The sequence below is a fragment of the Delftia sp. NA_296.1 genome, assembly GCF_052692095.1.
The window spans coordinates 527,870-548,457 of the sequence record NZ_JBQZGF010000004.1 but is presented as its reverse complement, the minus strand read 5'-3'; the positions used below and the strand labels follow the sequence as shown (position 1 = coordinate 548,457).

The window sequence follows — 20,588 nt, the reverse complement described above, 5'->3', positions numbered from 1 at the left end:
ACCACGCGCTGGGTTCAGTCCTTCTTGACTTCCTTGACTTCGGCGTCAACGACGTTGTCGTCAGCGGCTGCTGCACCGGCCGAGGCGCCTGCTGCACCGGCCGCTGCGGCGGCTGCTGCTGCCTCGGGGCCGCCGGCTGCCTGCGCATCGGCGTACATCTTCTCGCCGAGCTTCTGGCTGGCCGTCATCAGCGCCGTGGTTTTGGCGTCGATGGCGTCCTTGTCCTCGCCCTTGAGGGCCTCTTCCAAGTCCTTGACGGCGCTCTCGATGGCGGTCTTCTCGCCAGCGTCGAGCTTGTCGCCATGCTCGCCCAGGCTCTTCTTGACGCTGTGCACGGCAGCTTCGCCCTGGTTGCGGGCCTGGACCAGTTCCAGCTTCTTCTTGTCGTCGGCTGCGTTCAGCTCGGCGTCCTTCACCATCTTCTGGATCTCGTCCTCGGACAGGCCCGAGTTCGCCTTGATGGTGATCTTGTTTTCCTTGCCCGAGGCCTTGTCCTTGGCGGACACGTTCAGGATGCCGTTGGCGTCGATGTCAAAGGCCACTTCGATCTGGGGCACGCCACGCGCTGCGGGCGGAATGCCTTCGAGGTTGAACTCGCCCAGCATCTTGTTGCCCGAAGCCATCTCGCGCTCACCCTGGAACACCTTGATGGTCACGGCCGGCTGGTTGTCGTCGGCCGTCGAGAAGGTCTGTGCGAACTTCGTCGGGATGGTGGTGTTCTTGGTGATCATCTTGGTCATCACGCCACCCAGCGTCTCGATGCCCAGCGACAGCGGCGTCACGTCCAGCAGCAGCACGTCCTTGCGGTCACCCGACAGAACTTGGCCCTGCACGGCGGCGCCCACGGCCACGGCTTCGTCGGGGTTCACGTCCTTGCGGGGTTCCTTGCCGAAGAATTCCTTGACCTTCTCCTGCACCTTGGGCATGCGGGACATGCCGCCGACCAGGATCACGTCATCGATGTCGGACACGGACACGCCTGCGTCCTTGATGGCCGTGCGGCAGGGCGCAATGGTGCGCTCGATCAGGTCTTCGACCAGGCTTTCCAGCTTGGAGCGGGTCAGCTTGATGTTCAGGTGCTTGGGACCCGAGGCATCGGCCGTGATGTAGGGCAGGTTGATGTCGGTCTGGGCCGAGTTCGACAGCTCGATCTTGGCCTTCTCGGCGGCTTCCTTCAGGCGCTGCAGGGCCAGCACGTCCTTGGCCAGATCAACGCCCTGGTCCTTCTTGAACTCGGTGATGATGTAGTCGATGATGCGCTGGTCGAAGTCTTCGCCGCCCAGGAACGTGTCGCCGTTGGTGGACAGCACTTCGAACTGCTTTTCGCCGTCCACATCGGCGATTTCGATGATGGACACGTCAAACGTGCCGCCGCCCAGGTCATACACCGCGATCTTGCGGTCGCCCTTGTCGATCTTGTCCAGGCCGAAGGCCAGCGCAGCTGCCGTGGGCTCGTTGATGATGCGCTTGACTTCCAGGCCGGCGATGCGGCCGGCATCCTTGGTGGCCTGGCGCTGGGCGTCGTTGAAGTACGCGGGCACGGTGATCACGGCCTCGGTCACGGGCTCGCCCAGGTAGTCCTCGGCGGTCTTCTTCATCTTGCGCAGCACTTCGGCGGAAATCTGCGGCGGGGCCAGCTTCTGGCCGCGCACTTCCACCCAGGCGTCGCCGTTGTCGGCACGCGAGATGGTGTAGGGCATCAGGTCGATGTCCTTTTGCACTTCCTTCTCGTCGAACTTGCGGCCGATCAGGCGCTTGGCGGCGTAGATGGTGTTGCGGGGGTTGGTGACGGCCTGGCGCTTGGCCGAGGCGCCGACGAGGATCTCGCCGTCTTCCTGGTAGGCAATGATCGACGGCGTGGTGCGTGCACCTTCGCTGTTCTCGATCACGCGCGTGGTGTTGCCGTCCATGATGGCCACGCAGCTGTTGGTGGTGCCCAGGTCAATACCGATGATTTTTCCCATTTTGAGTTCTCTCCGCGTTCTGTGAAATGTTTGAATGACTGCTAACTTGTGGCCGGCAGGCGCTGCTTCAAGGGGCTTTGCCTCTTTTTTGTCAGCGATGCCGTGAGCGCACGCTTACTGGGGCTGGGCCACGGTCACGAGGGCCGGGCGCAGGATACGGTCGGCAATCAGGTAGCCCTTTTGCAGCACCGACACCACGGTGTTGGCTTCCTGCTGGGCAGGCACCATGCTGATGGCCTGGTGCAGGTTGGGGTCGAATTTCTCGCCGGCTGCCGGGTTGATGGTCACGACCTTGTTGCGCTCCAGGGCCGAGGTCAGCTGGCGCAGCGTGGCGTCGGCGCCTTCGCGCAGCTGCTCCGGCGTGGCCTGCTGGATGGCCAGTGCGGCATCCAGGCTGTCGCAGACGGGCAGCAGGCTTTCGGCAAAGCTCTCGATGCTGAACTTGCGGGCCTTGGAGACTTCGTCTTCCGCGCGGCGGCGCACATTCTCTGCCTCGGCCTTGGCGCGCAGGAACTGGTCGGCCAGCTCGGCGCTCTTGGCCTTGAGTTCGGCCAGCTCGGCCTGCAGGCGCTGCAGCTCGTCGGCGGCGTTGGCCGCCATGGCGGCTTCGATTTCTTCCGGGGCTGCGTCTTGAAAGGGGTTGGAGTTTTGTTCGGACATGGATGGAGACTTCAGCTACAAAACAAAAAGATCGCCGCGCTGGAGGCCAGGCTTGGCGATTGCACGATCTTGAATCGAGATGCGAGCGGATCGGTGTATTTTCAAGGGCTTTGTGCCTGTGCATGCGCACTGCAGGTGCACACGGTGGGGGCAAAAGCCGGGCGAAGGGGCAAAAGCCCCACACGAATCCGGGGTCTCGGGCAGTGCGGAGTGTACAGATGGAAGAGGGCTGCGCTAGAATCCAATGCTTTGCCTTGCCGCACCGCTACAAGACGCAGTGGGCGGCGTTTTCCCAAAAGGAGTCGATATGCGTCATTACGAAATCGTTTTGTTGATCCACCCGGATCAGAGCGAGCAGGTTCCCGCCATGCTGGAACGCTACAAGGGCATGATCACCGCTGGCGGTGGCAAGGTCCATCGCGAAGAGGACTGGGGCCGTCGCCAACTGGCTTACATGATCAACAAGCTCGCCAAGGCCCACTACCTGTGCCTGAACATCGAAGCCGACCAGGCTGTGATGGCTGAGCTGGAGCATGCCTTCAAGTTCAACGATGCCGTGCTGCGTCACCTGACGGTTCAGAAGAAGAAGGCCGACACTGCGCCTTCCTCGATGATGAAGACCGTCGAGCGTGAAGAAGCCCGCAAGGCCAGCCAGACCGAACAGGCCTGAGCCCAGCCCTTTCAGAACCTGAAGGAGTGGAGAACCACGTTGCACTGACGGCCGCCATCGCAGAGCTTCAAGCACTGCGCTACACGCCGGCAGGGCTGCCCGCCCTTGAACTGCGACTCGAACACGCGTCGCGGCAAAAGGAAGCAGGAAGCGAACGCAGCGTGACGGCATCTGTCAAGGCGGTGGCCTTTGGCGCGCTGGCTGAAAAGCTGGCCCGCCAGGCGCTCGGCAGCCAGTGGAAGTTCCAGGGCTTCCTGGCAACGCCCCGCAACGGCAAATTGCTGGTTTTCCACATCCAGGACATTCAACAAAACTAATTTTCAAGAGGTCCAGAAATGGCCACGTTCAAGAAATTCAACAAGGACAAGCGCCCCAAGCGCAACACGCAGTCGCTGCTGTTCAAGCGCAAGCGCTTCTGCCGCTTCACCGTCGCCGGCGTCGAAGAAATCGACTACAAGGATGTGGACACCCTGCGTGACTTCATCGGTGAAAACGGCAAGATCGTGCCCGCTCGCCTGACCGGCACGCGCGCCATCTACCAGCGTCAGCTGAACACGGCCATCAAGCGCGCCCGCTTCCTGGCTCTGGTTCCTTACTCTGACCAGCACAAGATCTAAGGAATACAACCATGCAAGTCATTCTGCTCGACAAGGTTGTGAACCTCGGTGGCCTCGGCGACATCGTCAAGGTCAAAGACGGCTACGCCCGCAACTTCCTGATCCCCACGGGCGCTGCCCGTCGTGCCACGGCTTCCGCCAAGGCCGAGTTCGAAGCCAAGCGCGTCGAACTGGAAAAGCAAGCGGCTGAAAAGCTGGCTGCTGCTCAGCAACTGGGCGAAAAGCTCAATGGCGCAAACGTCAAGCTGACCCAGAAGGCTGGCGTTGACGGCCGCCTGTTCGGCTCGGTGACCAACGCCGACATCGCCGAAGAACTGACCAAGGCCGGCTTTGCCGTTGCCAAGTCGCAAGTTCGCCTGGTCAACGGTCCCATCAAGACCGTGGGCGACGCCACCGTGGTCGTGGCACTGCACACCGACGTCAGCGTCGAAGTGACGGTGTCGGTCTACGGCGACCACTCCTGATCCGGGGCTTGTCCCGTATCACCAAAAAGCCGCCTTAGGGCGGCTTTTTGCTTTGCCGTGCCAGGGTGATGACGCCGGGTGGCGCGGCCTTTTGCCAGCCGCTACGATGGCGGGCTCATCTCCAGGAATTCCATGTCGTCCGTAATGCCCCCGCTCGATCTCGATGATGCGTTCGCACCGCTGCCTGCTGGCGACCAGCAGGTGGCCCAGTTGCGCGTGCCGCCGCATTCGATGGAGTCCGAGTCCAGCGTTCTAGGGGGGCTGCTGCTGGACAACAACGCCTGGGAGCGTGTTGGTGATCTGCTGGTGGATGGTGATTTCTACCGCCATGAGCACAAGCTGATCTACGAGGCCATCGGCAAGCTGATCAACGGCAGCAAGCCGGCCGACGTGATCACGGTCTACGAGCATTTGCAGAGCATGGGCAAGGCCGAGGAAATCGGCGGCCTGCTGTACCTGAACCAGCTGGCGCAGTACGTGCCCAGCGCCACCAACATCCGGCGCTATGCGGAGATCGTGCGGGAGCGCTCCATCCTGCGCAAACTGGTGACTGCCAGCGACGACATCGCCACCAATGCATTCAATCCGCAGGGCAAGACGGTCGATCGCATCCTGGACGAGGCTGAGCAAAAAATCCTGGCCATCGGCGAGGAGGGTGCGCGCAACAAGCAGGGCTTTCAGTCGCTCGACACGCTGGTGGTGGACCTGCTGGACCGTGTCCAGGAGATGGCTGACAACCCCATGGATGTGACCGGCGTGCCCACGGGTTTCGTCGATCTGGACCGCATGACCAGCGGCCTGCAGGCCGGTGACCTGGTGGTGCTGGCTGCCCGTCCCTCGATGGGCAAGACCTCGTTTGCGGTGAATATCGCCGAGCATGTGGCGCTCAACGAGGGCCTGCCGGTCGCCATTTTCTCCATGGAAATGGGCGCGGCCCAGCTGGCGGTTCGTATCGTCGGCTCCATCGGCCGCGTCAACCAGGGCAATCTGCGCACGGGCAAGCTCAACGACGACGAGTGGCCGCGCCTGACGGAAGCCATCGAGCGGCTGCGCACGGTATCCCTGCACATCGACGAGACACCGGGCCTGTCCCCCACGGAACTGCGCGCCAATGCGCGGCGCCTGGCGCGCACCTGCGGCAAGCTGGGCCTGATCGTGGTGGACTATTTGCAGCTGATGAGCGGCTCGGGCTCGGCTGCCAGTTCCGACAACCGTGCGACCGAGCTGGGCGAGATTTCGCGGGGCCTGAAAATGCTGGCCAAGGAACTGCAGTGCCCGGTGATTGCCCTGTCCCAGCTCAACCGCTCGGTGGAGCAGCGCACCGACAAGCGTCCCATGATGTCCGACCTGCGCGAATCGGGCGCCATCGAGCAGGATGCCGACATCATCATGTTCATCTACCGTGATGACTACTACAACAAGGACAGCAAGGAGCCGAACATTGCCGAAGTCATCATCGGCAAGCAGCGTAACGGTCCCACGGGGACGGTGAAGGTGTTCTTCCAGAAGAACCAGACGCGCTTCGAGAACCTGGCTGTGGGCTACGGTGGCGGCGACGAGTACTGACCGGAATACCCCGGCTTTGTGCCCGCAATGAAAAACGGCCCCGAGGGGCCGTTTGCTTTGGGTGGTTGGCGATCTACATGCGCCAGACCTGGATCAGCAGGCCCGCCGCGCAGACGCCAAGGATGGCGCATGCCCAGGCCAGCCGCTGGGCGCCCGTGCGCAGCGCGCCCACGGTGGCCACGATCTGGGCGTTCTGCTCCGCCAGCTTTTCGATCAACTCCAGCGACTGGCGCTGGGATTGTTCCAGTTGCACGATGCGTGCGTCCTGGGCCTGGATCAGCTGCAGCGCCTGTTCGCCAGCCGAGCGCGGCGGTGCCAGCGGCTCGACGGCCGCAGGATGCTGTGCATCGAGCTCCTGCGCAGCGTCCTTCTTGCGCAGCAGGTTCTTGGCGGCCTTGACGACCTGGGGCGTGGCCTCGATGACATCGCCCCAGGGCACCAGCTTCAACGCGGTGATCCAGCTGATCGCCATGGCTTAGAGCACCTCGCTGGCGAAGTCTGCCAGGCGCGAACGCTCGCCGCGCGCCAGCGTGATGTGGCCGCTGTGCGGCCAGCCCTTGAAGCGATCCACGGCGTAGGTCAGGCCCGAGGAGCCTTCGGTCAGGTAGGGCGTATCGATCTGCGCCAGATTGCCCATGCAGATGATCTTGGTGCCGGGGCCGGCGCGCGTGATCAGGGTCTTCATCTGCTTGGGCGTCAGGTTCTGGGCCTCGTCGATGATGACGTACTTGTTCAGGAAGGTGCGGCCGCGCATGAAGTTCATGCTCTTGATCTTGATGCGGCTGCGGATCAGCTCATTGGTGGCCGCGCGGCCCCATTCGCCGGCATTGCCGCCATCGCCCTTGGCCAGGAATTCGAGGTTGTCGTCGAGGGCGCCCATCCAGGGGCCCATCTTCTCTTCCTCGGTGCCGGGCAGGAAGCCGATGTCCTCACCCACGCTCACCGTGGCGCGCGTCATGATGATCTCGGTGTAGCGGCGATCGTCCAGCACCTGGGACAGGCCGGCGGCCAGGGCCAGCAGGGTCTTGCCGGTGCCGGCCGTGCCGGTCAGCGTGACCAGGTCGATGTCCGGGTTCATCAGCAGGTTCATCGCGAAGTTCTGTTCGCGGTTGCGCGCCGTGACGCCCCAGACGGCGTACTTGGGGTTGCCGAAGTCCTTGAGCGTCTTGAGCACGGCCGTCTTGTCGCGGATCTCGGTCACGCGCATGAACAGGCTGGGCTCGCCCGGTGCCTCGTGGTAGACGAACTGGTTGATCATCAGCTGGTCGACGATGGCGCCGCTGATGCGGTAGTAGGTGATGGCGCCTTCCTGCCAGCTCTCGACGTTCTTGCCCGCCTTGGCCCAAAAGTCCTGGGGCAGGGCCAGGGCGCCTGCGTACAGCAGGTCGCCGTCGTCCAGTACCTTGTCGTTCTGGTAGTCCTCGGCCGCCAGGCCCAGCGCGCGTGCCTTGACGCGCATGTTGATGTCCTTGGACACCAGCACGACTTCGCGCTCGCTGAACTTCTTGCGCAGCGCGGCGACCACGCCCAGGATCTGGTTGTCCGCCTTGCCCTGGGGCAGGCTGTCGGGCAGCGAGGTCTCCAGCGGTTCCGTCTGGAAATACAGCATGCCCGTGGCGCTGCGCTGGCCCGTGGCATTCAGCGGCAGGCCCTTGTCCAGCGTTTCGGAGGGCTGGGAGGCGACCAGCGAATCCAGCGTGCGGCTGACCTGGCGGCCGTTGCGCGCCACTTCGGTCATGCCCTTCTTGTGGCCGTCGAGTTCTTCCAGCACCACCATGGGCAGGAAGATGTCGTGTTCCTCGAAGCGGAACAGGCTTGTCGGGTCGTGCAGCAGCACGTTGGTGTCGAGTACAAACAGCGTCTTTGGCCCTGTGCGCGTGCGGCGCGGGCGAACCGGCGCTGCCAGCAATGCTGCCGGCTTGGCTTCTGTGGAGGACCTTTTGGCCGAGCGGGCGCTGGACGGCGCTGCCGTTGCGTTGGAGTTGTCGGTTGCGCGGCGCTGCCGATTGGCCGGGGCTGCAGTCGCGGGCGCAGGAGCCGGTGCCGGTGCTGCGGGCTTGGTATTGCGGCCGCGCGCCGGTGCGGGCTTTGCAGTTGTAGCGGTGTTGTTGGAGGCGGCGGCTGGGGCCGGCTTGCGCTTGCGCGTCGCGGCGGCAGCTACGGCCTCGGCTGCATCGGGAAGATCGTCAGCGGGCAGGGGGTCTGCGTGCTGGGCACCGCGCACGGGAAGAAAGGCTTCGGGGGAGAGCTTGGCGGCACGGCGGCCGGGTGCGGGGGGCAGGGGCATAGTGGACGAACCGTTCCTCAACAGGGATCAAAAAGCACAAAGCCGCCTGGAAACCGAGGCGGCTTTGGTGGGGTGACAGGGAAAAGCGTCTTTGCTAAGAGGCATCGTCCCATTATGCATAGGCTGATGGCCTGAATATGTCGGCCGGCGCTTTGTCGCCTGTCAGATTGTCGCTATCAGGCGGCCTGCTTCAGTGCCTTCAGGGTCTTGACAGCCTTGAGCACCTCGTCAACGTGGCCGGGGACCTTCAGGCCGCGCCATTCCTGCACCAGCAGGCCATCGGTGCCCACCAGGAAGGTGGAACGCTCGATGCCCTTCACCTTCTTGCCGTACATGATCTTGTTCTTGACCACGCCGAACATGTGGCACATCTTCTCTTCCGTATCGGCGATGAGCTCGAACGGCAGTTCCAGCTTTTCCTTGAAGTCGTCGTGCGACTTCATGTTGTCGCGCGAGACGCCAAACACGGTGGCACCAGCTTTCACGAAGTCCTTGTACTTGTCGCGGAACTGCATGGCTTCAGTGGTGCAGCCAGGCGTATTGTCCTTTGGGTAGAAATACAGGATCAGAATCTGGCCCGTGTGGGAGGTGTTGGTCACCTTGATCCCGCCGGTAGCGTTGGCTTCAAATTCGGGAAGGGGTTTGTTGACAACGATCGCCATGCGCTTATATCTCTCGGGTGTAGTCGTTGAAATGCCGAGGGCCGTGTTTGTGTTTTTGCTTTTATCGGAAATGCCCCCAACCGCAACCTGCAATTTTACCCTGAAAACGGGATTTCACCCAATCAGGGGGGCAGGAGTCTACTCCAAGAGTAGGGCCGCGACGACGTTACGGCCTTCGCTGGCAAGGATGTTGTAGGTGCGACACGCGGCCTGCGTGTCCATGCTTTCCAGGCCTATGCGCCGGGCCATGAGGGGGCGCAGCCAGGCCGCCGGCGGGAAGCGGTTGCGCTGGCCGCTGCCCAGGATGATGACCTCGGCATCCAGTTGGGACAGCGCCTCGAAATGCTCGGGCGTCAGGTCCTCGAAGCGGACGCAGTCCCAGGCCTGGCGCAGGCCCTTGGCGCCGACCAGCAGGCTGTGCTCGAATTTTTCCCTGTCCACGGCGACCCAGCCGGGGCCATAGCCCGTGATGCTCTGTGCTTCGGATTTGTCGGCGTGGAATTTCATGGATGAGGGTGGCGCGGTCTGCGCGATGGGGGTGGCCGCCACATGGCCGGGGCCAGGGCGATGCTGCATTGCGGAACTGTGGTCAAATTATAGGTTTCACCAGGGTGCATGGGGCACTTTGGCGTGCATGAAGGCCGCAAGCCCGCGCCGGCCACTTTCATATTCTCAGCATGAAAACCGTTCTCAAATCCGCAAAACTAGCCAACGTCTGTTATGACATCCGCGGGCCCATCATGGACGCGGCGAAGAAGATGGAAGAGGACGGGCAGAAGATCATCAAGCTCAATATCGGCAACCTGGCCGTGTTCGGCTTCGATGCCCCCGAGGAAGTGCAGCAGGACATGATCCGCAACCTGCCCAATTCGGCAGGCTACTCGGACAGCAAGGGCATCTTCGCGGCGCGCAAGGCCGTGATGCACGAGACCCAGCGCCAGGGCATCCTGGGCGTGACACTGGACGATATCTACCTGGGCAATGGCGCATCCGAGCTGATCAGCCTGGCCACGAACGCGCTGCTGGACGACGGCGACGAGATGCTGCTGCCGGCGCCCGACTATCCGCTGTGGACCGCCGTCACCAGCCTGTCGGGCGGCACGCCCGTGCACTATATGTGTGACGAGTCCAACGGCTGGATGCCCGACCTGGAAGATATCCGCGCCAAGATCACGCCGCGCACCAAGGGCATCGTCGTCATCAATCCCAACAACCCCACGGGCGCCCTGTACAGCAAGCAGCTGCTGCAAAGCATCGTGGCGCTGGCCCGCGAGCATGGCCTGGTGATCTTTGCCGACGAGGTCTATGACAAGGTGCTGTACGACGACGTGGTGCACACGCCGCTCGCCAGCCTGTCCACCGATGTGCTGACGCTGACCTTCAACTCGCTGTCCAAGGCCTATCGCAGCTGCGGCTACCGCGCCGGCTGGATGGTGGTCTCGGGCGACAAGAAGGCGGCCCGGGACTATATCGAGGGCCTGAACATGCTCTCCAACATGCGCCTGTGCGCCAATGTGCCCGGCCAATGGGCCGTGCAGACGGCGCTGGGCGGCCACCAGAGCATCGACGAGCTGGTGCAGGAGGGCGGCCGGCTGCGCGTGCAGCGCGATCTGGCCCACAAGCTGATCACCGAAATCCCCGGCGTGAGCTGCGTCAAGCCGCAAGCCGCGCTGTATATGTTCCCGCGCCTGGACCCCGAGATCTACCCGATCAAGGATGACCAGGCGTTCTTCCTGGAAGTGCTGCAAGAGACCAAGGTCATGCTGGTGCAGGGAACAGGCTTCAACTGGCCGCACCCCGACCATTTCCGCATCGTCTTCCTGCCGCACGACACCGACCTGCGCGAGGCCATCCGCCGTCTCGCAGTGTTCCTCGAGAAATACCGCAAGCGCCACGGCACGGACCGCGGCTGAGCTGTGCGGGCCGGTGGAGGAGAGGGCCTTCCGCCGGCCATTGCTTTTTACCGGCTGCCGGCGCGCACCCTCTGGGCGCCGCAGCGTTTTTTGACTGGCAAGTAGTTTATGAAACCGATCCAAGTAGGCCTTCTGGGCATTGGCACCGTGGGCAGCGGCACCTTCAACGTGCTGCAGCGCAATCAGGAAGAGATCCGCCGCCGTGCGGGCCGCGGTATTGAGATTGCCATGGTGGCCGACCTGGATACGGAACGCGCCCGCTCCGTCGTGGGCGACACGGCCAAGGTGGTCGGCGATGCGCGCGAGATCATCGCCAACCCCGAGATCGACGTGGTGATCGAGCTGATCGGCGGCTACGGCATTGCCAAGGCCCTGGTGCTGGAAGCCATTGCCGCCGGCAAGCATGTGGTCACGGCCAACAAGGCCCTGCTGGCCGTGCATGGCAGCGAAATCTTCAAGGCCGCCGCCGAGAAGGGCGTGATGGTGGCCTACGAAGCGGCCGTGGCCGGTGGCATCCCCATCATCAAGGCGCTGCGCGAAGGCCTGACGGCCAACCAGATCCAGTGGGTGGCCGGCATCATCAACGGCACGACCAACTTCATCCTGTCCGAAATGCGCGACAAGGGCCTGGACTTCGACGTGGTGCTCAAGGAAGCCCAGCGCCTGGGCTATGCCGAAGCCGATCCGACCTTCGATATCGAAGGCGTGGACGCCGCCCACAAGGTCACGCTGATGAGCGCCATCGCCTTCGGCATTCCCGTGCAGTTCGACAAGGCGCATGTGGAAGGCATCACCAAGCTGTCTGCGGCCGACATCAAGTACGCCGAGCAACTGGGCTACCGCATCAAGCTGCTGGGCATCACCAAGCGCACGGACAAGGGCATCGAGCTGCGCGTGCACCCCAGCCTGGTGCCGACCAAGCGCCTGATCGCGAACGTGGAAGGCGCGATGAACGCCGTCGTCGTCCATGGCGATGCCGTGGGCACCACGCTGTACTACGGCAAGGGTGCGGGCTCCGAGCCCACGGCCAGCGCCGTGATCGCCGATCTGGTGGACATCGCCCGCCTGCACACGGCCGATCCCGAGCACCGCGTGCCCCCGCTGGCCTTCCAGTCGAATACGCTGGTCGCCGCAGGTGGCGAGCTGCCCGTGCTGCCCATGAGCGAGGTGGTCACCAGCTACTACCTGCGCATCCGCGTGGCCGACGAAGCCGGTGTGCTGGCCAAGATCACCAGCATCCTCGCGGGCATGGGCATCAGCATCGACGCCCTGCTGCAGCGAGAGGCCGGCGAAGTGAGCGGCGACAGCGAAGGCAGCCAGGGCGTGCCGCAGACCGACCTGATCATCCTGACCCATGCCACGCGCGAAGGCGATATGGACACGGCCCTGGCCCAGATCCAGCAACTGCCCACGGTGCTGGCCCCTATCAACCGCATCCGCAAGGAAGAGTTGAACTAAGACACCCCCTGAGCGGCTGCGCCGCTTCCCCCTCTCTCGCACGCGGGAGGGGGACGACGCCCTCGCTGCGGGGCGGCCCTTGCTCGGCATCCCTGGCATCGGCCGCGCCCCGTCTCACAGAATACTGACGAGGAAGCGACATGCTTTATCTTTCCACGCGCGGCCACGCGGACCGCAAGCGCTTTTGCGACATCCTGCTCGAGGGCCTGGCTCCCGATGGCGGGCTGTACCTGCCCGAGCACTATCCGCAGATCGATGCCGCCCGCCTGGGCGAGCTGCGCAGCATCTACAAGGAGCAGGGCTACGCAGCGCTGGCCTTCGAGATCCTGAGCCTGTACATCGACGACATCCCGGCCGAGGATCTGCGCGCCCTGTGCGCCAAGACCTATACGCAGCAGGTGTTCGGCACGGCCGAGATCACGCCGCTGCGCCCGCTGGAAGACGGCCTGTGGCTCGAAGCCCTGTCCAACGGCCCCACGCTGGCCTTCAAGGACATGGCCATGCAGCTGCTGGGCAACCTGTTCGAGTACGAACTGGGCCGCCGTGGCGAGGAACTGAACATCCTGGGGGCCACCAGCGGTGACACCGGCAGCGCGGCCGAGTACGCCATGCGCGGCAAAAAGGGCGTGCGCGTGTTCATGACCAGCCCGCGCGGCCGCATGAGCCCCTTCCAGCAGGCCCAGATGTTCAGCCTGCAGGATGCCAACATCCACAACATCGCCATCGAGGGCGTGTTCGACGACTGCCAGGACATCGTCAAGGCCGTCTCCAACGACCACGCCTTCAAGGCGAAGTACAAGATCGGCACGGTCAACTCGATCAACTGGGCCCGCCTGCTGGCCCAGGTCGTCTACTACTTCGCCGGCTACCTGCAGGCCACGCAGAGCAATGACCAGAAGGTCAGCTTCACGGTGCCCAGCGGCAACTTCGGCAACATCTGCGCCGGCCACGTGGCGCGCCAGATGGGCCTGCCGATAGAGCGCCTGGTGGTGGCGACCAACGAGAACGATGTGCTCGACGAGTTCTTCCGCACAGGCGCCTACGTGGTGCGCGGCAGCGAACATACCTACGAGACGTCGAGCCCCTCGATGGACATCTCCAAGGCCAGCAACTTCGAACGCTTCGTGTTCGACCTGCTGGGCCGTGATGGCCAGGCCACGCGCGAATTGTTCGCCGAGGGCGTGGCGCGCCAGGGCCGCTTCGACCTGGGCGGCAACCCGCTGTTCCAGGAAGCTGCTGCCCGCTACGGCTTCGTCAGCGGCAAGAGCACGCATGCCGACCGCCTGGCCACCATCCGCGATACCTTCGAGCGCTTCGGCACCATGATCGACACGCACACGGCCGACGGCGTCAAGGTGGCGCGCGAGCAGCTGCAGGCCGGCGTGCCCATGATCGTGCTGGAGACGGCACTGCCCATCAAGTTCGCCGCCACCATCGAGGAGGCCCTGGGCCGCCTGCCCGATCGCCCGGCCAAGTTCGAAGGCATCGAGGACCTGCCCAAGCGCGTGACCGACTTGCCGGCCGACGCCGAGCAGGTCAAGGCCTATATCGCCCGGCATTGCGACTGATGCGGCAGCCGGGCTGTCCAAAGGTCCGCAGCAGGAGTGCATGGCGATGAAGGTCATCGGCTTCGCCGGCTACTCGGGCTCGGGCAAGACCAGCCTGGTGGAGCCCCTGATCACGCTGATGCGTGCGCAGGGGCTCAGCGTTTCGGTGGTCAAGCATGCCCACCACCATTTCGATGTCGATCACGAGGGCAAGGACAGCTGGCGCCACCGCAAGGCGGGCGCCTATGAAGTGGTGCTGGCCTCGGATCGCCGTCTGGCGCTGATGCGCGAATTCCCCCATCCCGCGGAGCTGTCGGTGCACGACATGCTGGCCGAACTCGATCCGCGCGTGGATTGGGTGCTGGTCGAAGGCTTCAAGCACGCCGACCTGCCCAAGATAGAGATCTGGCGCGACCAGCCCGAGCGCGCCAGCGCCGGCAAGACCCAGGCGCCGCTGTATCCGCACGACCCCCATGTGCTGGCCATTGCCACCGACGCACCGCAGCGCCTGCCAGAGCCGCCACGCCAGCCCGTGCTCGATCTCAATGCGCCAGGGCAGATACTGCAATGGCTGCTGGAGCATGCGCAGCAACTGCGCTACCGTGCCCCCGGCCTCCCTCGAAATTAGGAAAACACCATGCGAGCCCCGCTCAAGCCCCTTGACGAAGCGCTGGCCGAATTGCTGGCCCAGGCACTGCCGCTGGCCGGCGATGACACCGTGGACAGCTTCGATGCCGATGGCCGTGTGCTGCTGGCCGATGCCGTCTCTCCGCTGCAAGTGCCGCCCCAGGACAACAGCGCCATGGACGGCTACGCCGTGCGCAGCGCCGAATGCACCCAGGGCAATGCCGAGCTGCCCGTCTCGCAGCGCATCCCCGCAGGCGCCATGGGCCAGCCGCTGGCCGTGGGCACGGTGGCGCGCATCTTCACGGGCGCTCCGGTGCCCGAAGGTGCCGATGCCATCGTCATGCAGGAAGACTGCGAAGTCCTGGAAGACGGTCGCGTGCGCATCAAGGCGCGGCCCGAGGCCGGGCAATGGATACGCCGCTCTGGCGAAGACATCCGGCGCGGCGCCACCGTCATCGCAGCCGGCACGCGCCTGTCGCCGGCCGAGCTGGGGCTGGCGGCCAGCATCGGCCTGGCCGCTTTGCGCGTGGCACGCAAGCCGCGCGTGGCCCTGTTCTCCACAGGCGATGAGCTGGTCATGCCGGGCACCGTGGCGCCCGAGCAGATGCCGCCCGGCAGCATCTACAACAGCAACCGATTCTTCCTTCGCGCCCTGCTGCAGCGCATGGGCTGCGAGGTCACCGACTTCGGCATCGTCCCCGACCGGCACGAAGCCACTGTGGATGCCTTGCGCGAGGCGGCCCGCGCGCATGACCTGATCCTGACCAGCGGCGGGGTGTCTGTCGGCGAGGAAGACCATGTCAAGCCCGCCGTGCAGGCGCTGGGCCAGCTCGACCTCTGGCAGATCGCAGTCAAGCCCGGCAAGCCCTTCGCCTATGGCCGCGTGAACCGCGATGGCGAAGGCTTTGCCCACTTCATCGGCCTGCCCGGCAATCCAGTCTCCAGCTTCGTCACCTTCCTTTTGCTGGTGCGCCCCTTCGTGCTGCGCCTGCAGGGCGTGCAGCAGGCGCTGCCGCGCTCGGTCGAGGTGCGCGCCGACTTCCATTGGCCGCGCGGGGACAAGCGCCGCGAATTCCTGCGCGTGCGCTACAACGACAGCGGCGGGCTGGAGCTGTTCCGCAACCAGAGTTCGGGCGTGCTGACCTCGGCGGCCTGGGGCGATGGCGTGGTGGACAACCCGCCGGGCCAGGCCATTGCGCCGGGCGACCGGGTGCGCTTCATCGCCTTTTCGGAGCTGCTGTCATGAGCCAGGCCGTCCCCATCGCCATCACCATTACCGTGCGCTATTTCGCCTCCATCCGCGAAGCCCTGGGCACGGGCAGCGAAACCCTGTCCACCGAGACCGCCACCGTGGGCGCGCTGCGTGAGGAACTGATTGCGCGTGGCGGTGCAGCCGCCGAAGCGCTGGCCCCTGGCAAGGCCGTGCGCATGGCGCTGAACCAGGTCCTGTGCGATGCCGGTGCCGCCATTCGCCAGGGAGATGAGGTGGCTTTCTTCCCTCCCGTGACCGGAGGCTGATCCAAATGACCACCGACAAGCCCGTGGACCAGGCCATCAGCGCGCGCACGCGCAAGGCCCTGTCCGAGGCCAAGGCGCGCGGCGTGCAACTGGGCCGCGCAGGCGCAGACAACCTGCGCGCCACCGTGGAAAAGCGCAAATCCACGGCCGATGCCTTCGCCCAGCAGCATGAGGCGCTGTTCGCCGAACTGCAGGCGCGCGGCCTGACGCACCGCGCCATGGCCGCCGAACTCAATGCCCGCGGCATTGCCGCGGCCCGGGGCGGCGAGTGGACGCACGGTCAGGTGCAACGCATCCTGAACCGCTATGCCGACCTGCGCTCTGCAACACCGTCTGCAGACGGCAGCAGCGGCAGCTGAATTCCAGCCAGCCGCTGCGCCAGCGCGGCCGATGCCGGCTGCATGGGCGCCCGCAGCGTTGCCCGCATTCGGCCCTGCTGCGCCAGCAAGGCCTTGATGGGTGCGGGATTGGGCTCGGCAAAGCAGGCGGCGATGTGCGGCTGCAGCGGCTGCCACAGCGCACGGGCAGCGGGCAGGTCGCCGCGCTCCAGGCATTGCATCAACTCGACGAAGTGCCGTGTATGCGCGTGCGCGCTGGCAGCAATCGCTCCCGCACCGCCCAGGGCCAGCGTGGAAAAGATCTGCGCGTCTTCGCCAGCCAGCACCTGCAGTTGCCCATCGGCGATCAGTGCCTGGGTCTTGGCGGCATCGCCCCCGCAATCCTTGATGGCCACGATGCGCTCATGTGCGGCCAGCGCACGCAGCGTGGCCAGCTCCAGCACCACGCCGGTGCGGTAGGGAATGTCATAGACGATGACCGGATGGGCGCTGCGCTCGGCAATCGCCGTGAACCACTGCAGCAGCCCCGCCTGCGACGGGCGTATGTAATGCGGCGCGGGCACCAGAATGCCGGCCAGCGGCAGAGCGTTCAGTGCCTGAACGCGGGCCAGCGCATGCCCCAGGTGGCAGTCCGAAACGCCCATGACCACGGGCATGCCCTGGGCCGCTGAGAGGATGGTGGACAGGGCGGCATCGTGCTCCGCTTCGCTCAGCGCGGCGGCCTCGGCGGTCGAGCCGCAGGCCACGTAGCCGGCGATGCCGGTGGCGTTGTAGTGCTGCACCAGGGCGCGCAGCGCCCCGTGGTCCACCGCCGCCTCATCTCCAGGAAGAAAGGGCGTGACCAGCGGAAGCCACAGCCCCTGGAATCGGGCTTGCGGCGAGGTGGTGGAAGGCAAAGACATGGAAGATCCCTTCGGGTGATTCAAACAATGAACGACCGGACGCAGCCACCGGCCAGACCGAGGGCGGAAAGGCAGGCGCCTGAAGGGATACGGGAAGGGGAGATGGAGGCTGCCGGGCCGGTTCCGTCGCTCATCTGGACGGAACCTCAGCTCCGGTCAGACGAGCTGGGGTTTGCAGGCTTTGCCCAGGCACAGGCGCACGGCATCACCGTGGCATGTGGGGAAGGCAAAGATTGCAGGCATGGCGCGCAGTGTAGCGTGCCTGAGCGCCAGAGTGGTGGCCTTCAGGTTGCGCCGTCGGCGCCGGGAGGGGGTGATGCATCGGGCAGCAGCGGTGCCTGCCACTCCAGCAGCTCGGCCAGGCGCTGCACGATCCAGCGCGCCTCGCCAGGGCTGACGATGGAGCCCTCGGCCGCCAGGCCCGCGTGCATGCCCAGCAGCACGCCTTGCTCCGAGGAGTTGCCGGAGTGATAGAGCGTCTGCGCCTGCTCGACCAGGTGGCTGGCCAGGTCCTCGCACAGTTCATAGCGCCCGACCACGTTTGCAATCGATGCCTTGAGCCGGCCGTGCCGGTCGGCATACAGGGCGGCAAAGCTCGGCGGCGGCTGTATCTGGCTGGTCTCGTCCATGGCGCGCCTCAATCGGGTTCGAACAGGCGCTCGAAGCGTGCAAGGTCCTCGGCCAGCTCGCAGCTCACGAGCTGGCCCATCTTGCCGTCGGCCAGGCGGTGGGCTGCGAACAGCGTGGCCTTGCCGCGAAAGTTGTAGTCGGGCAGATGGATGATGGTGTAGGGATGGGACACGAACAGCTGATGCTCGTAGACCACGCGCTGCTCGTTGCGCGGCGACGGGTAGAGCGTGTATTCGGGGGTGGTGATCGTGAGTGTGGCCATGCATGGCCCGCTGCAGCAAAAGGCCGGCGGCGGGGGAGGGCAATGCTACCGCGTTCGCCAGTCCCTGGTGCGCCCTGGTGCGCCGCCGCCCTGCGACAATGCGGGCATGCAAGCAGCCCGTGTATCCATCCAGACCGAGGATTTCGACGTATCGGCCGAACTCGCCGCCCTGCGCGGCGGCGACGCGCGCGTGGGCGCGGTCTGCAGCTTCATCGGCACGGTGCGTGACCGCAACGAGGGCGCCGCCGTGGCCAGCATGGAGCTGGAGCACTACCCGGGCATGACCGAGAAATCGATCGAGGCCATCATCGACGAGGCGGTCCAGCGCTTCGGCATCCATGGCGCGCGCGTCATCCACCGCATCGGCCCGCTGCAGCCCATGGAACAGATCGTGCTCGTGGCCGTCACCGCATCGCACCGGGGCATGGCCTTCCAGGCCTGCGAATACATCATGGACTACCTCAAGTCGCTGGCGCCTTTCTGGAAGAAGGAACAGACGCCCGAGGGCGCGCGCTGGGTGGATGCGCGCGTCAGCGACGAAGAGGCGCTGGCGCGCTGGCGCCAGTGAGGCGGCGGGCCTTCAGGCCTTGAGCGCAGCGCCCCGCAACCATTGCGGCGGGCGGAACACCAGCAGGTTTCCGAACATCACCAGCAGCAGCCCGCCCACGGCCAGCGGCGTCCAGACATAGCCCTCGAACAGGGCCGAGATGCTGAGCGCAACAATGGGGAACAGCACCGTCGCATAGGCCGCCTTCTCCGGGCCCAGCCGACCCACCAGGGTCAGGTAGGCCGTGAACGCAATCACCGAGCCTGGAATGGCCAGGTACAGCCAGGAGCCCACATAGGTCCAGCTGGCATCGAAGCGCCAGGGCAGGCCTGCCACCAGCGCATAGCCGGTCAGCAGCAGCGTGCCGGCCAGCATGCCCCAGGCATTGGTCTGTGCGGGCCGCCAGCCCATGGACTGCAGCGACGCAGACAGCATGTTCCCGCAGGAAAAGCACAGCGTGCCCAGCACCGCCCAGGCCAGGCCAGGCAGGCTGGCATGCCGGCCTGCGCGCAGCTCGGGCCAGAACAGCGCCACCAGGCCTGCAAGGCCAAAGAGGCTGCCGGCCAGCACATGGGGCGCCAGCCTGCGGCCGTGGATGATGCGCGCCAGCAGCGCGTTCCAGAGATTGGCGCTGGAGAACACCACGGCGGCCAGGCCGCTGGCCAGCGTCTCGCTGGCATGCATGAAGCACACGAAGTTGAAGCTGAACAGGCACAGGCCCTGCGCCAGCACGCGCGGCAGCGCCGGGCCGCGGGGCACGCGCAGCTGCCGCGACCAGGCCAGCCAGGCGAACATCAGCACGGCGGCCAGCGCAAAGCGGTAGGCAATGGACAGCTCCACGGGCACGGCGCCCAGCTGCAGCTTCAGGGCGATCCAGGTCGAACCCCAGATCAGCACGACCAGGGCATAGAGGGTGGCAGTCATGGCCGTTGATGATGGCGCCGCAGGCTGGGCGGGCATGGCAGATTCCTGCGGTTTGATGGCCTGGCGCCATGCGTCGGTATGGCTGCGGGACCACAATCGTTGCCATGACGCCCACGCCGCTGCCCGAGCTGCCCTCCAGCCACCTGTGCCAGGTGCTGTCACGCTCCAAGGCCCGGCTGCAGCGGCGCGTGCGCCTGAGCGAGGGGGTGGAGCTGGCCGTCTGGGCCAATGTGGACGACGAGGTGCGCTACTGCCAGCCCGGTCACCACACGCTGTCGGTCTACCTGGCCGGGGGCGAGGGCTCGCAGCTCAAGGCGCGGCCCGAGGCCATGGGGGCGCCGGGGCGCATCTGCATCTTCACGCCAGAGGACGAATCGCACTGGCTGGTGCGATCGCCCGTGCAGTTCCTGCACCTGTATGTGTCCGACCTGGCCTGGGCGGGGCGCGTGGTCCGCATGCTGGATGCCGAGCCCCGCTCGCGCACCTTGCGTGCGCAGATCTACGGGGATGATCAGGCCTTCCACGCCGGTGCCCGTGCGCTGATGCAGCTGGACTGGCAGGACCCGCAGCAGCAACTGGCGGCCGATGCCATTGGTCAGCAACTGGTGGATCGGCTGGTGCTGCAGTCCGCCACGCCGCGCCAGCTGCAGGCGCTGCAGCGGCCGCTGGGCGGGCTTTCTGCGGCCATGCGGCGCAGGGTGCTGGCCCATGTCGAGGCGCATCTGCATGACTCCAAGGCCGTGTCGCTGCCGGCACTGGCGAGACAGGCCTGCCTCTCCGAATTCCATTTCGCACGCATGTTCCGCCAGAGCATGGGCTGCACGGTGCACGAATGGGTGCTGCAGCAGCGCCTGGCCCGGGCACGGCGTGCCCTGTCTGCGCGCAACGTGCCGCCGCTGGCCGAGCTGGCGCTGGATTGCGGCTTTTCCAGCGCCAGCCACCTGGTGCGCAGCTTCCGGGCGCATTTGGGCGTTACGCCTACGCAGTTCTCAATCTTTCAGCGCAATGCTTGAGAAGGATGGCCGGCCTCGC

24 protein-coding genes are annotated in these 20,588 nt (G+C 65.3%); 14 read left to right on the top strand and 10 right to left on the bottom strand.

All coding sequences use genetic code 11. The annotated features are described in order from the left end of the window. Positions 1-14: 14 nt before the first annotated feature. Positions 15-1,964, bottom strand: coding sequence for a molecular chaperone DnaK (gene dnaK, locus ACUTR7_RS13405; RefSeq protein ID WP_034396649.1), 1,950 nt, complete (start codon positions 1,962-1,964; stop codon positions 15-17). A 114-nt stretch (positions 1,965-2,078) separates the two neighbouring features. After that, on the bottom strand, positions 2,079-2,624 hold the full coding sequence (gene grpE, locus ACUTR7_RS13400; protein ID WP_013801022.1) for a nucleotide exchange factor GrpE: 546 nt from the start codon (positions 2,622-2,624) through the stop codon (positions 2,079-2,081). A gap of 307 nt (positions 2,625-2,931) precedes the next feature. Between grpE and rpsF the strand changes: the two genes are divergently transcribed. The 5 genes from rpsF to dnaB all read left to right on the top strand — a co-directional run bounded on the left by rpsF (position 2,932) and on the right by dnaB (position 5,941). Continuing rightward, complete coding sequence (rpsF, locus tag ACUTR7_RS13395; RefSeq protein WP_012207028.1) at positions 2,932-3,294, top strand: 30S ribosomal protein S6; 363 nt, start codon at positions 2,932-2,934, stop codon at positions 3,292-3,294. Between the two features lie 26 nt (positions 3,295-3,320). Further along, positions 3,321-3,611 (top strand): primosomal replication protein N, encoded by a 291-nt coding sequence (gene priB, locus ACUTR7_RS13390; RefSeq protein ID WP_012207027.1) that lies wholly within the window; start codon positions 3,321-3,323, stop codon positions 3,609-3,611. Positions 3,612-3,629: 18 nt separating this feature from the next. Continuing rightward, positions 3,630-3,911, top strand: a complete 282-nt coding sequence (gene rpsR, locus ACUTR7_RS13385) for a 30S ribosomal protein S18 (RefSeq protein ID WP_012207026.1) — start codon at positions 3,630-3,632, stop codon at positions 3,909-3,911. An 11-nt stretch (positions 3,912-3,922) separates the two neighbouring features. Beyond that, positions 3,923-4,375, top strand: a complete 453-nt coding sequence (rplI, locus tag ACUTR7_RS13380; RefSeq protein ID WP_013801023.1) for a 50S ribosomal protein L9 — start codon at positions 3,923-3,925, stop codon at positions 4,373-4,375. A 132-nt stretch (positions 4,376-4,507) separates the two neighbouring features. Next, positions 4,508-5,941, top strand: coding sequence for a replicative DNA helicase (gene dnaB, locus ACUTR7_RS13375; protein WP_012207024.1), 1,434 nt, complete (start codon positions 4,508-4,510; stop codon positions 5,939-5,941). 73 nt (positions 5,942-6,014) lie between these two features. Here the strand turns inward: dnaB and ACUTR7_RS13370 are convergent, their stop codons facing one another. The 4 genes from ACUTR7_RS13370 to ACUTR7_RS13355 form a co-directional block, all read right to left on the bottom strand. Further along, complete coding sequence (locus ACUTR7_RS13370; protein ID WP_445609003.1) at positions 6,015-6,413, bottom strand: hypothetical protein; 399 nt, start codon at positions 6,411-6,413, stop codon at positions 6,015-6,017. Between the two features lie 3 nt (positions 6,414-6,416). Beyond that, positions 6,417-8,228 (bottom strand): PhoH family protein, encoded by a 1,812-nt coding sequence (locus ACUTR7_RS13365; protein WP_445609002.1) that lies wholly within the window; start codon positions 8,226-8,228, stop codon positions 6,417-6,419. A 176-nt stretch (positions 8,229-8,404) separates the two neighbouring features. Continuing rightward, positions 8,405-8,890, bottom strand: coding sequence for a peroxiredoxin (locus ACUTR7_RS13360; protein WP_013801026.1), 486 nt, complete (start codon positions 8,888-8,890; stop codon positions 8,405-8,407). Positions 8,891-9,028: 138 nt separating this feature from the next. After that, entirely contained in the window at positions 9,029-9,397 is a 369-nt protein-coding gene (locus tag ACUTR7_RS13355; protein WP_012207020.1) for an Mth938-like domain-containing protein, read from the bottom strand. 170 nt (positions 9,398-9,567) lie between these two features. Between ACUTR7_RS13355 and ACUTR7_RS13350 the strand changes: the two genes are divergently transcribed. The 7 genes from ACUTR7_RS13350 (at position 9,568) to ACUTR7_RS13320 (ending at position 16,312) form a co-directional block, all read left to right on the top strand. Further along, positions 9,568-10,803, top strand: coding sequence for a pyridoxal phosphate-dependent aminotransferase (locus ACUTR7_RS13350; RefSeq protein WP_012207019.1), 1,236 nt, complete (start codon positions 9,568-9,570; stop codon positions 10,801-10,803). Between the two features lie 108 nt (positions 10,804-10,911). Continuing rightward, positions 10,912-12,261, top strand: coding sequence for a homoserine dehydrogenase (locus tag ACUTR7_RS13345; RefSeq protein ID WP_012207018.1), 1,350 nt, complete (start codon positions 10,912-10,914; stop codon positions 12,259-12,261). A 140-nt stretch (positions 12,262-12,401) separates the two neighbouring features. After that, positions 12,402-13,829, top strand: a complete 1,428-nt coding sequence (gene thrC / locus ACUTR7_RS13340; RefSeq protein ID WP_016451195.1) for a threonine synthase — start codon at positions 12,402-12,404, stop codon at positions 13,827-13,829. A gap of 46 nt (positions 13,830-13,875) precedes the next feature. After that, positions 13,876-14,436 carry a molybdopterin-guanine dinucleotide biosynthesis protein B gene (gene mobB, locus ACUTR7_RS13335; RefSeq protein WP_445609029.1) on the top strand — a complete coding sequence of 187 codons (561 nt, stop codon included), beginning with the start codon at positions 13,876-13,878 and terminating at the stop codon, positions 14,434-14,436. Positions 14,437-14,445: 9 nt separating this feature from the next. After that, the gene (locus tag ACUTR7_RS13330; RefSeq protein WP_445609001.1) at positions 14,446-15,681 is read left to right on the top strand and encodes a molybdopterin molybdotransferase MoeA; all 1,236 of its coding nucleotides are present in this window, start codon (positions 14,446-14,448) and stop codon (positions 15,679-15,681) included. Beyond that, positions 15,678-15,953: a molybdopterin converting factor subunit 1 gene (gene moaD, locus ACUTR7_RS13325; RefSeq protein ID WP_445609000.1), complete on the top strand. Its 276-nt coding sequence runs from the start codon at positions 15,678-15,680 to the stop codon at positions 15,951-15,953. The genes ACUTR7_RS13330 and moaD overlap by 4 nt, the downstream gene beginning before the upstream one ends. 5 nt (positions 15,954-15,958) lie before the next feature. Beyond that, positions 15,959-16,312, top strand: coding sequence for a recombinase family protein (locus ACUTR7_RS13320; protein ID WP_016447744.1), 354 nt, complete (start codon positions 15,959-15,961; stop codon positions 16,310-16,312). On the opposite strand, the gene dapA is transcribed toward ACUTR7_RS13320, so the two are convergent. From dapA to ACUTR7_RS13305, 3 genes are all read right to left on the bottom strand, one after another. Then, complete coding sequence (gene dapA, locus ACUTR7_RS13315; protein ID WP_445608999.1) at positions 16,258-17,193, bottom strand: 4-hydroxy-tetrahydrodipicolinate synthase; 936 nt, start codon at positions 17,191-17,193, stop codon at positions 16,258-16,260. The two genes, ACUTR7_RS13320 and dapA, sit on opposite strands and share 55 nt — an antisense overlap. Positions 17,194-17,477: 284 nt before the next feature. Next, the gene (locus ACUTR7_RS13310) at positions 17,478-17,822 is read right to left on the bottom strand and encodes a hypothetical protein (protein ID WP_445608998.1); all 345 of its coding nucleotides are present in this window, start codon (positions 17,820-17,822) and stop codon (positions 17,478-17,480) included. Between the two features lie 8 nt (positions 17,823-17,830). Then, the gene (locus tag ACUTR7_RS13305) at positions 17,831-18,085 is read right to left on the bottom strand and encodes a hypothetical protein (RefSeq protein WP_012207010.1); all 255 of its coding nucleotides are present in this window, start codon (positions 18,083-18,085) and stop codon (positions 17,831-17,833) included. Between the two features lie 106 nt (positions 18,086-18,191). Here ACUTR7_RS13305 and ACUTR7_RS13300 point away from each other — a divergent pair, with 106 nt between their 5' ends. After that, complete coding sequence (locus ACUTR7_RS13300) at positions 18,192-18,653, top strand: molybdenum cofactor biosynthesis protein MoaE (RefSeq protein ID WP_013801036.1); 462 nt, start codon at positions 18,192-18,194, stop codon at positions 18,651-18,653. 12 nt (positions 18,654-18,665) lie between these two features. Here the strand turns inward: ACUTR7_RS13300 and ACUTR7_RS13295 are convergent, their stop codons facing one another. Further along, a complete protein-coding gene (locus ACUTR7_RS13295; RefSeq protein ID WP_233626119.1) occupies positions 18,666-19,556 on the bottom strand; it encodes a DMT family transporter in 891 nt (296 codons plus the stop codon). Between the two features lie 104 nt (positions 19,557-19,660). On the opposite strand from ACUTR7_RS13295, the gene ACUTR7_RS13290 reads away from it, so the two are divergent. Next, positions 19,661-20,569, top strand: coding sequence for an AraC family transcriptional regulator (locus tag ACUTR7_RS13290; protein WP_013801038.1), 909 nt, complete (start codon positions 19,661-19,663; stop codon positions 20,567-20,569). Positions 20,570-20,588 lie beyond the last annotated feature (19 nt).

Coding starts and splice junctions, on each gene's coding strand:
- dnaK (WP_034396649.1), bottom strand. CDS start 1,964: ATGGGAAAAATCATCGGTATTGACCTGGGCACCACCAACAGCTGCGTG.
- grpE (WP_013801022.1), bottom strand. CDS start 2,624: ATGTCCGAACAAAACTCCAACCCCTTTCAAGACGCAGCCCCGGAAGAA.
- rpsF (WP_012207028.1), top strand. CDS start 2,932: ATGCGTCATTACGAAATCGTTTTGTTGATCCACCCGGATCAGAGCGAG.
- rpsR (WP_012207026.1), top strand. CDS start 3,630: ATGGCCACGTTCAAGAAATTCAACAAGGACAAGCGCCCCAAGCGCAAC.
- rplI (WP_013801023.1), top strand. CDS start 3,923: ATGCAAGTCATTCTGCTCGACAAGGTTGTGAACCTCGGTGGCCTCGGC.
- dnaB (WP_012207024.1), top strand. CDS start 4,508: ATGTCGTCCGTAATGCCCCCGCTCGATCTCGATGATGCGTTCGCACCG.
- ACUTR7_RS13370 (WP_445609003.1), bottom strand. CDS start 6,413: ATGGCGATCAGCTGGATCACCGCGTTGAAGCTGGTGCCCTGGGGCGAT.
- ACUTR7_RS13365 (WP_445609002.1), bottom strand. CDS start 8,228: ATGCCCCTGCCCCCCGCACCCGGCCGCCGTGCCGCCAAGCTCTCCCCC.
- ACUTR7_RS13360 (WP_013801026.1), bottom strand. CDS start 8,890: ATGGCGATCGTTGTCAACAAACCCCTTCCCGAATTTGAAGCCAACGCT.
- ACUTR7_RS13355 (WP_012207020.1), bottom strand. CDS start 9,397: ATGAAATTCCACGCCGACAAATCCGAAGCACAGAGCATCACGGGCTAT.
- ACUTR7_RS13350 (WP_012207019.1), top strand. CDS start 9,568: ATGAAAACCGTTCTCAAATCCGCAAAACTAGCCAACGTCTGTTATGAC.
- ACUTR7_RS13345 (WP_012207018.1), top strand. CDS start 10,912: ATGAAACCGATCCAAGTAGGCCTTCTGGGCATTGGCACCGTGGGCAGC.
- thrC (WP_016451195.1), top strand. CDS start 12,402: ATGCTTTATCTTTCCACGCGCGGCCACGCGGACCGCAAGCGCTTTTGC.
- mobB (WP_445609029.1), top strand. CDS start 13,876: ATGAAGGTCATCGGCTTCGCCGGCTACTCGGGCTCGGGCAAGACCAGC.
- ACUTR7_RS13330 (WP_445609001.1), top strand. CDS start 14,446: ATGCGAGCCCCGCTCAAGCCCCTTGACGAAGCGCTGGCCGAATTGCTG.
- moaD (WP_445609000.1), top strand. CDS start 15,678: ATGAGCCAGGCCGTCCCCATCGCCATCACCATTACCGTGCGCTATTTC.
- ACUTR7_RS13320 (WP_016447744.1), top strand. CDS start 15,959: ATGACCACCGACAAGCCCGTGGACCAGGCCATCAGCGCGCGCACGCGC.
- dapA (WP_445608999.1), bottom strand. CDS start 17,193: ATGTCTTTGCCTTCCACCACCTCGCCGCAAGCCCGATTCCAGGGGCTG.
- ACUTR7_RS13310 (WP_445608998.1), bottom strand. CDS start 17,822: ATGGACGAGACCAGCCAGATACAGCCGCCGCCGAGCTTTGCCGCCCTG.
- ACUTR7_RS13305 (WP_012207010.1), bottom strand. CDS start 18,085: ATGGCCACACTCACGATCACCACCCCCGAATACACGCTCTACCCGTCG.
- ACUTR7_RS13300 (WP_013801036.1), top strand. CDS start 18,192: ATGCAAGCAGCCCGTGTATCCATCCAGACCGAGGATTTCGACGTATCG.
- ACUTR7_RS13295 (WP_233626119.1), bottom strand. CDS start 19,556: ATGACTGCCACCCTCTATGCCCTGGTCGTGCTGATCTGGGGTTCGACC.
- ACUTR7_RS13290 (WP_013801038.1), top strand. CDS start 19,661: ATGACGCCCACGCCGCTGCCCGAGCTGCCCTCCAGCCACCTGTGCCAG.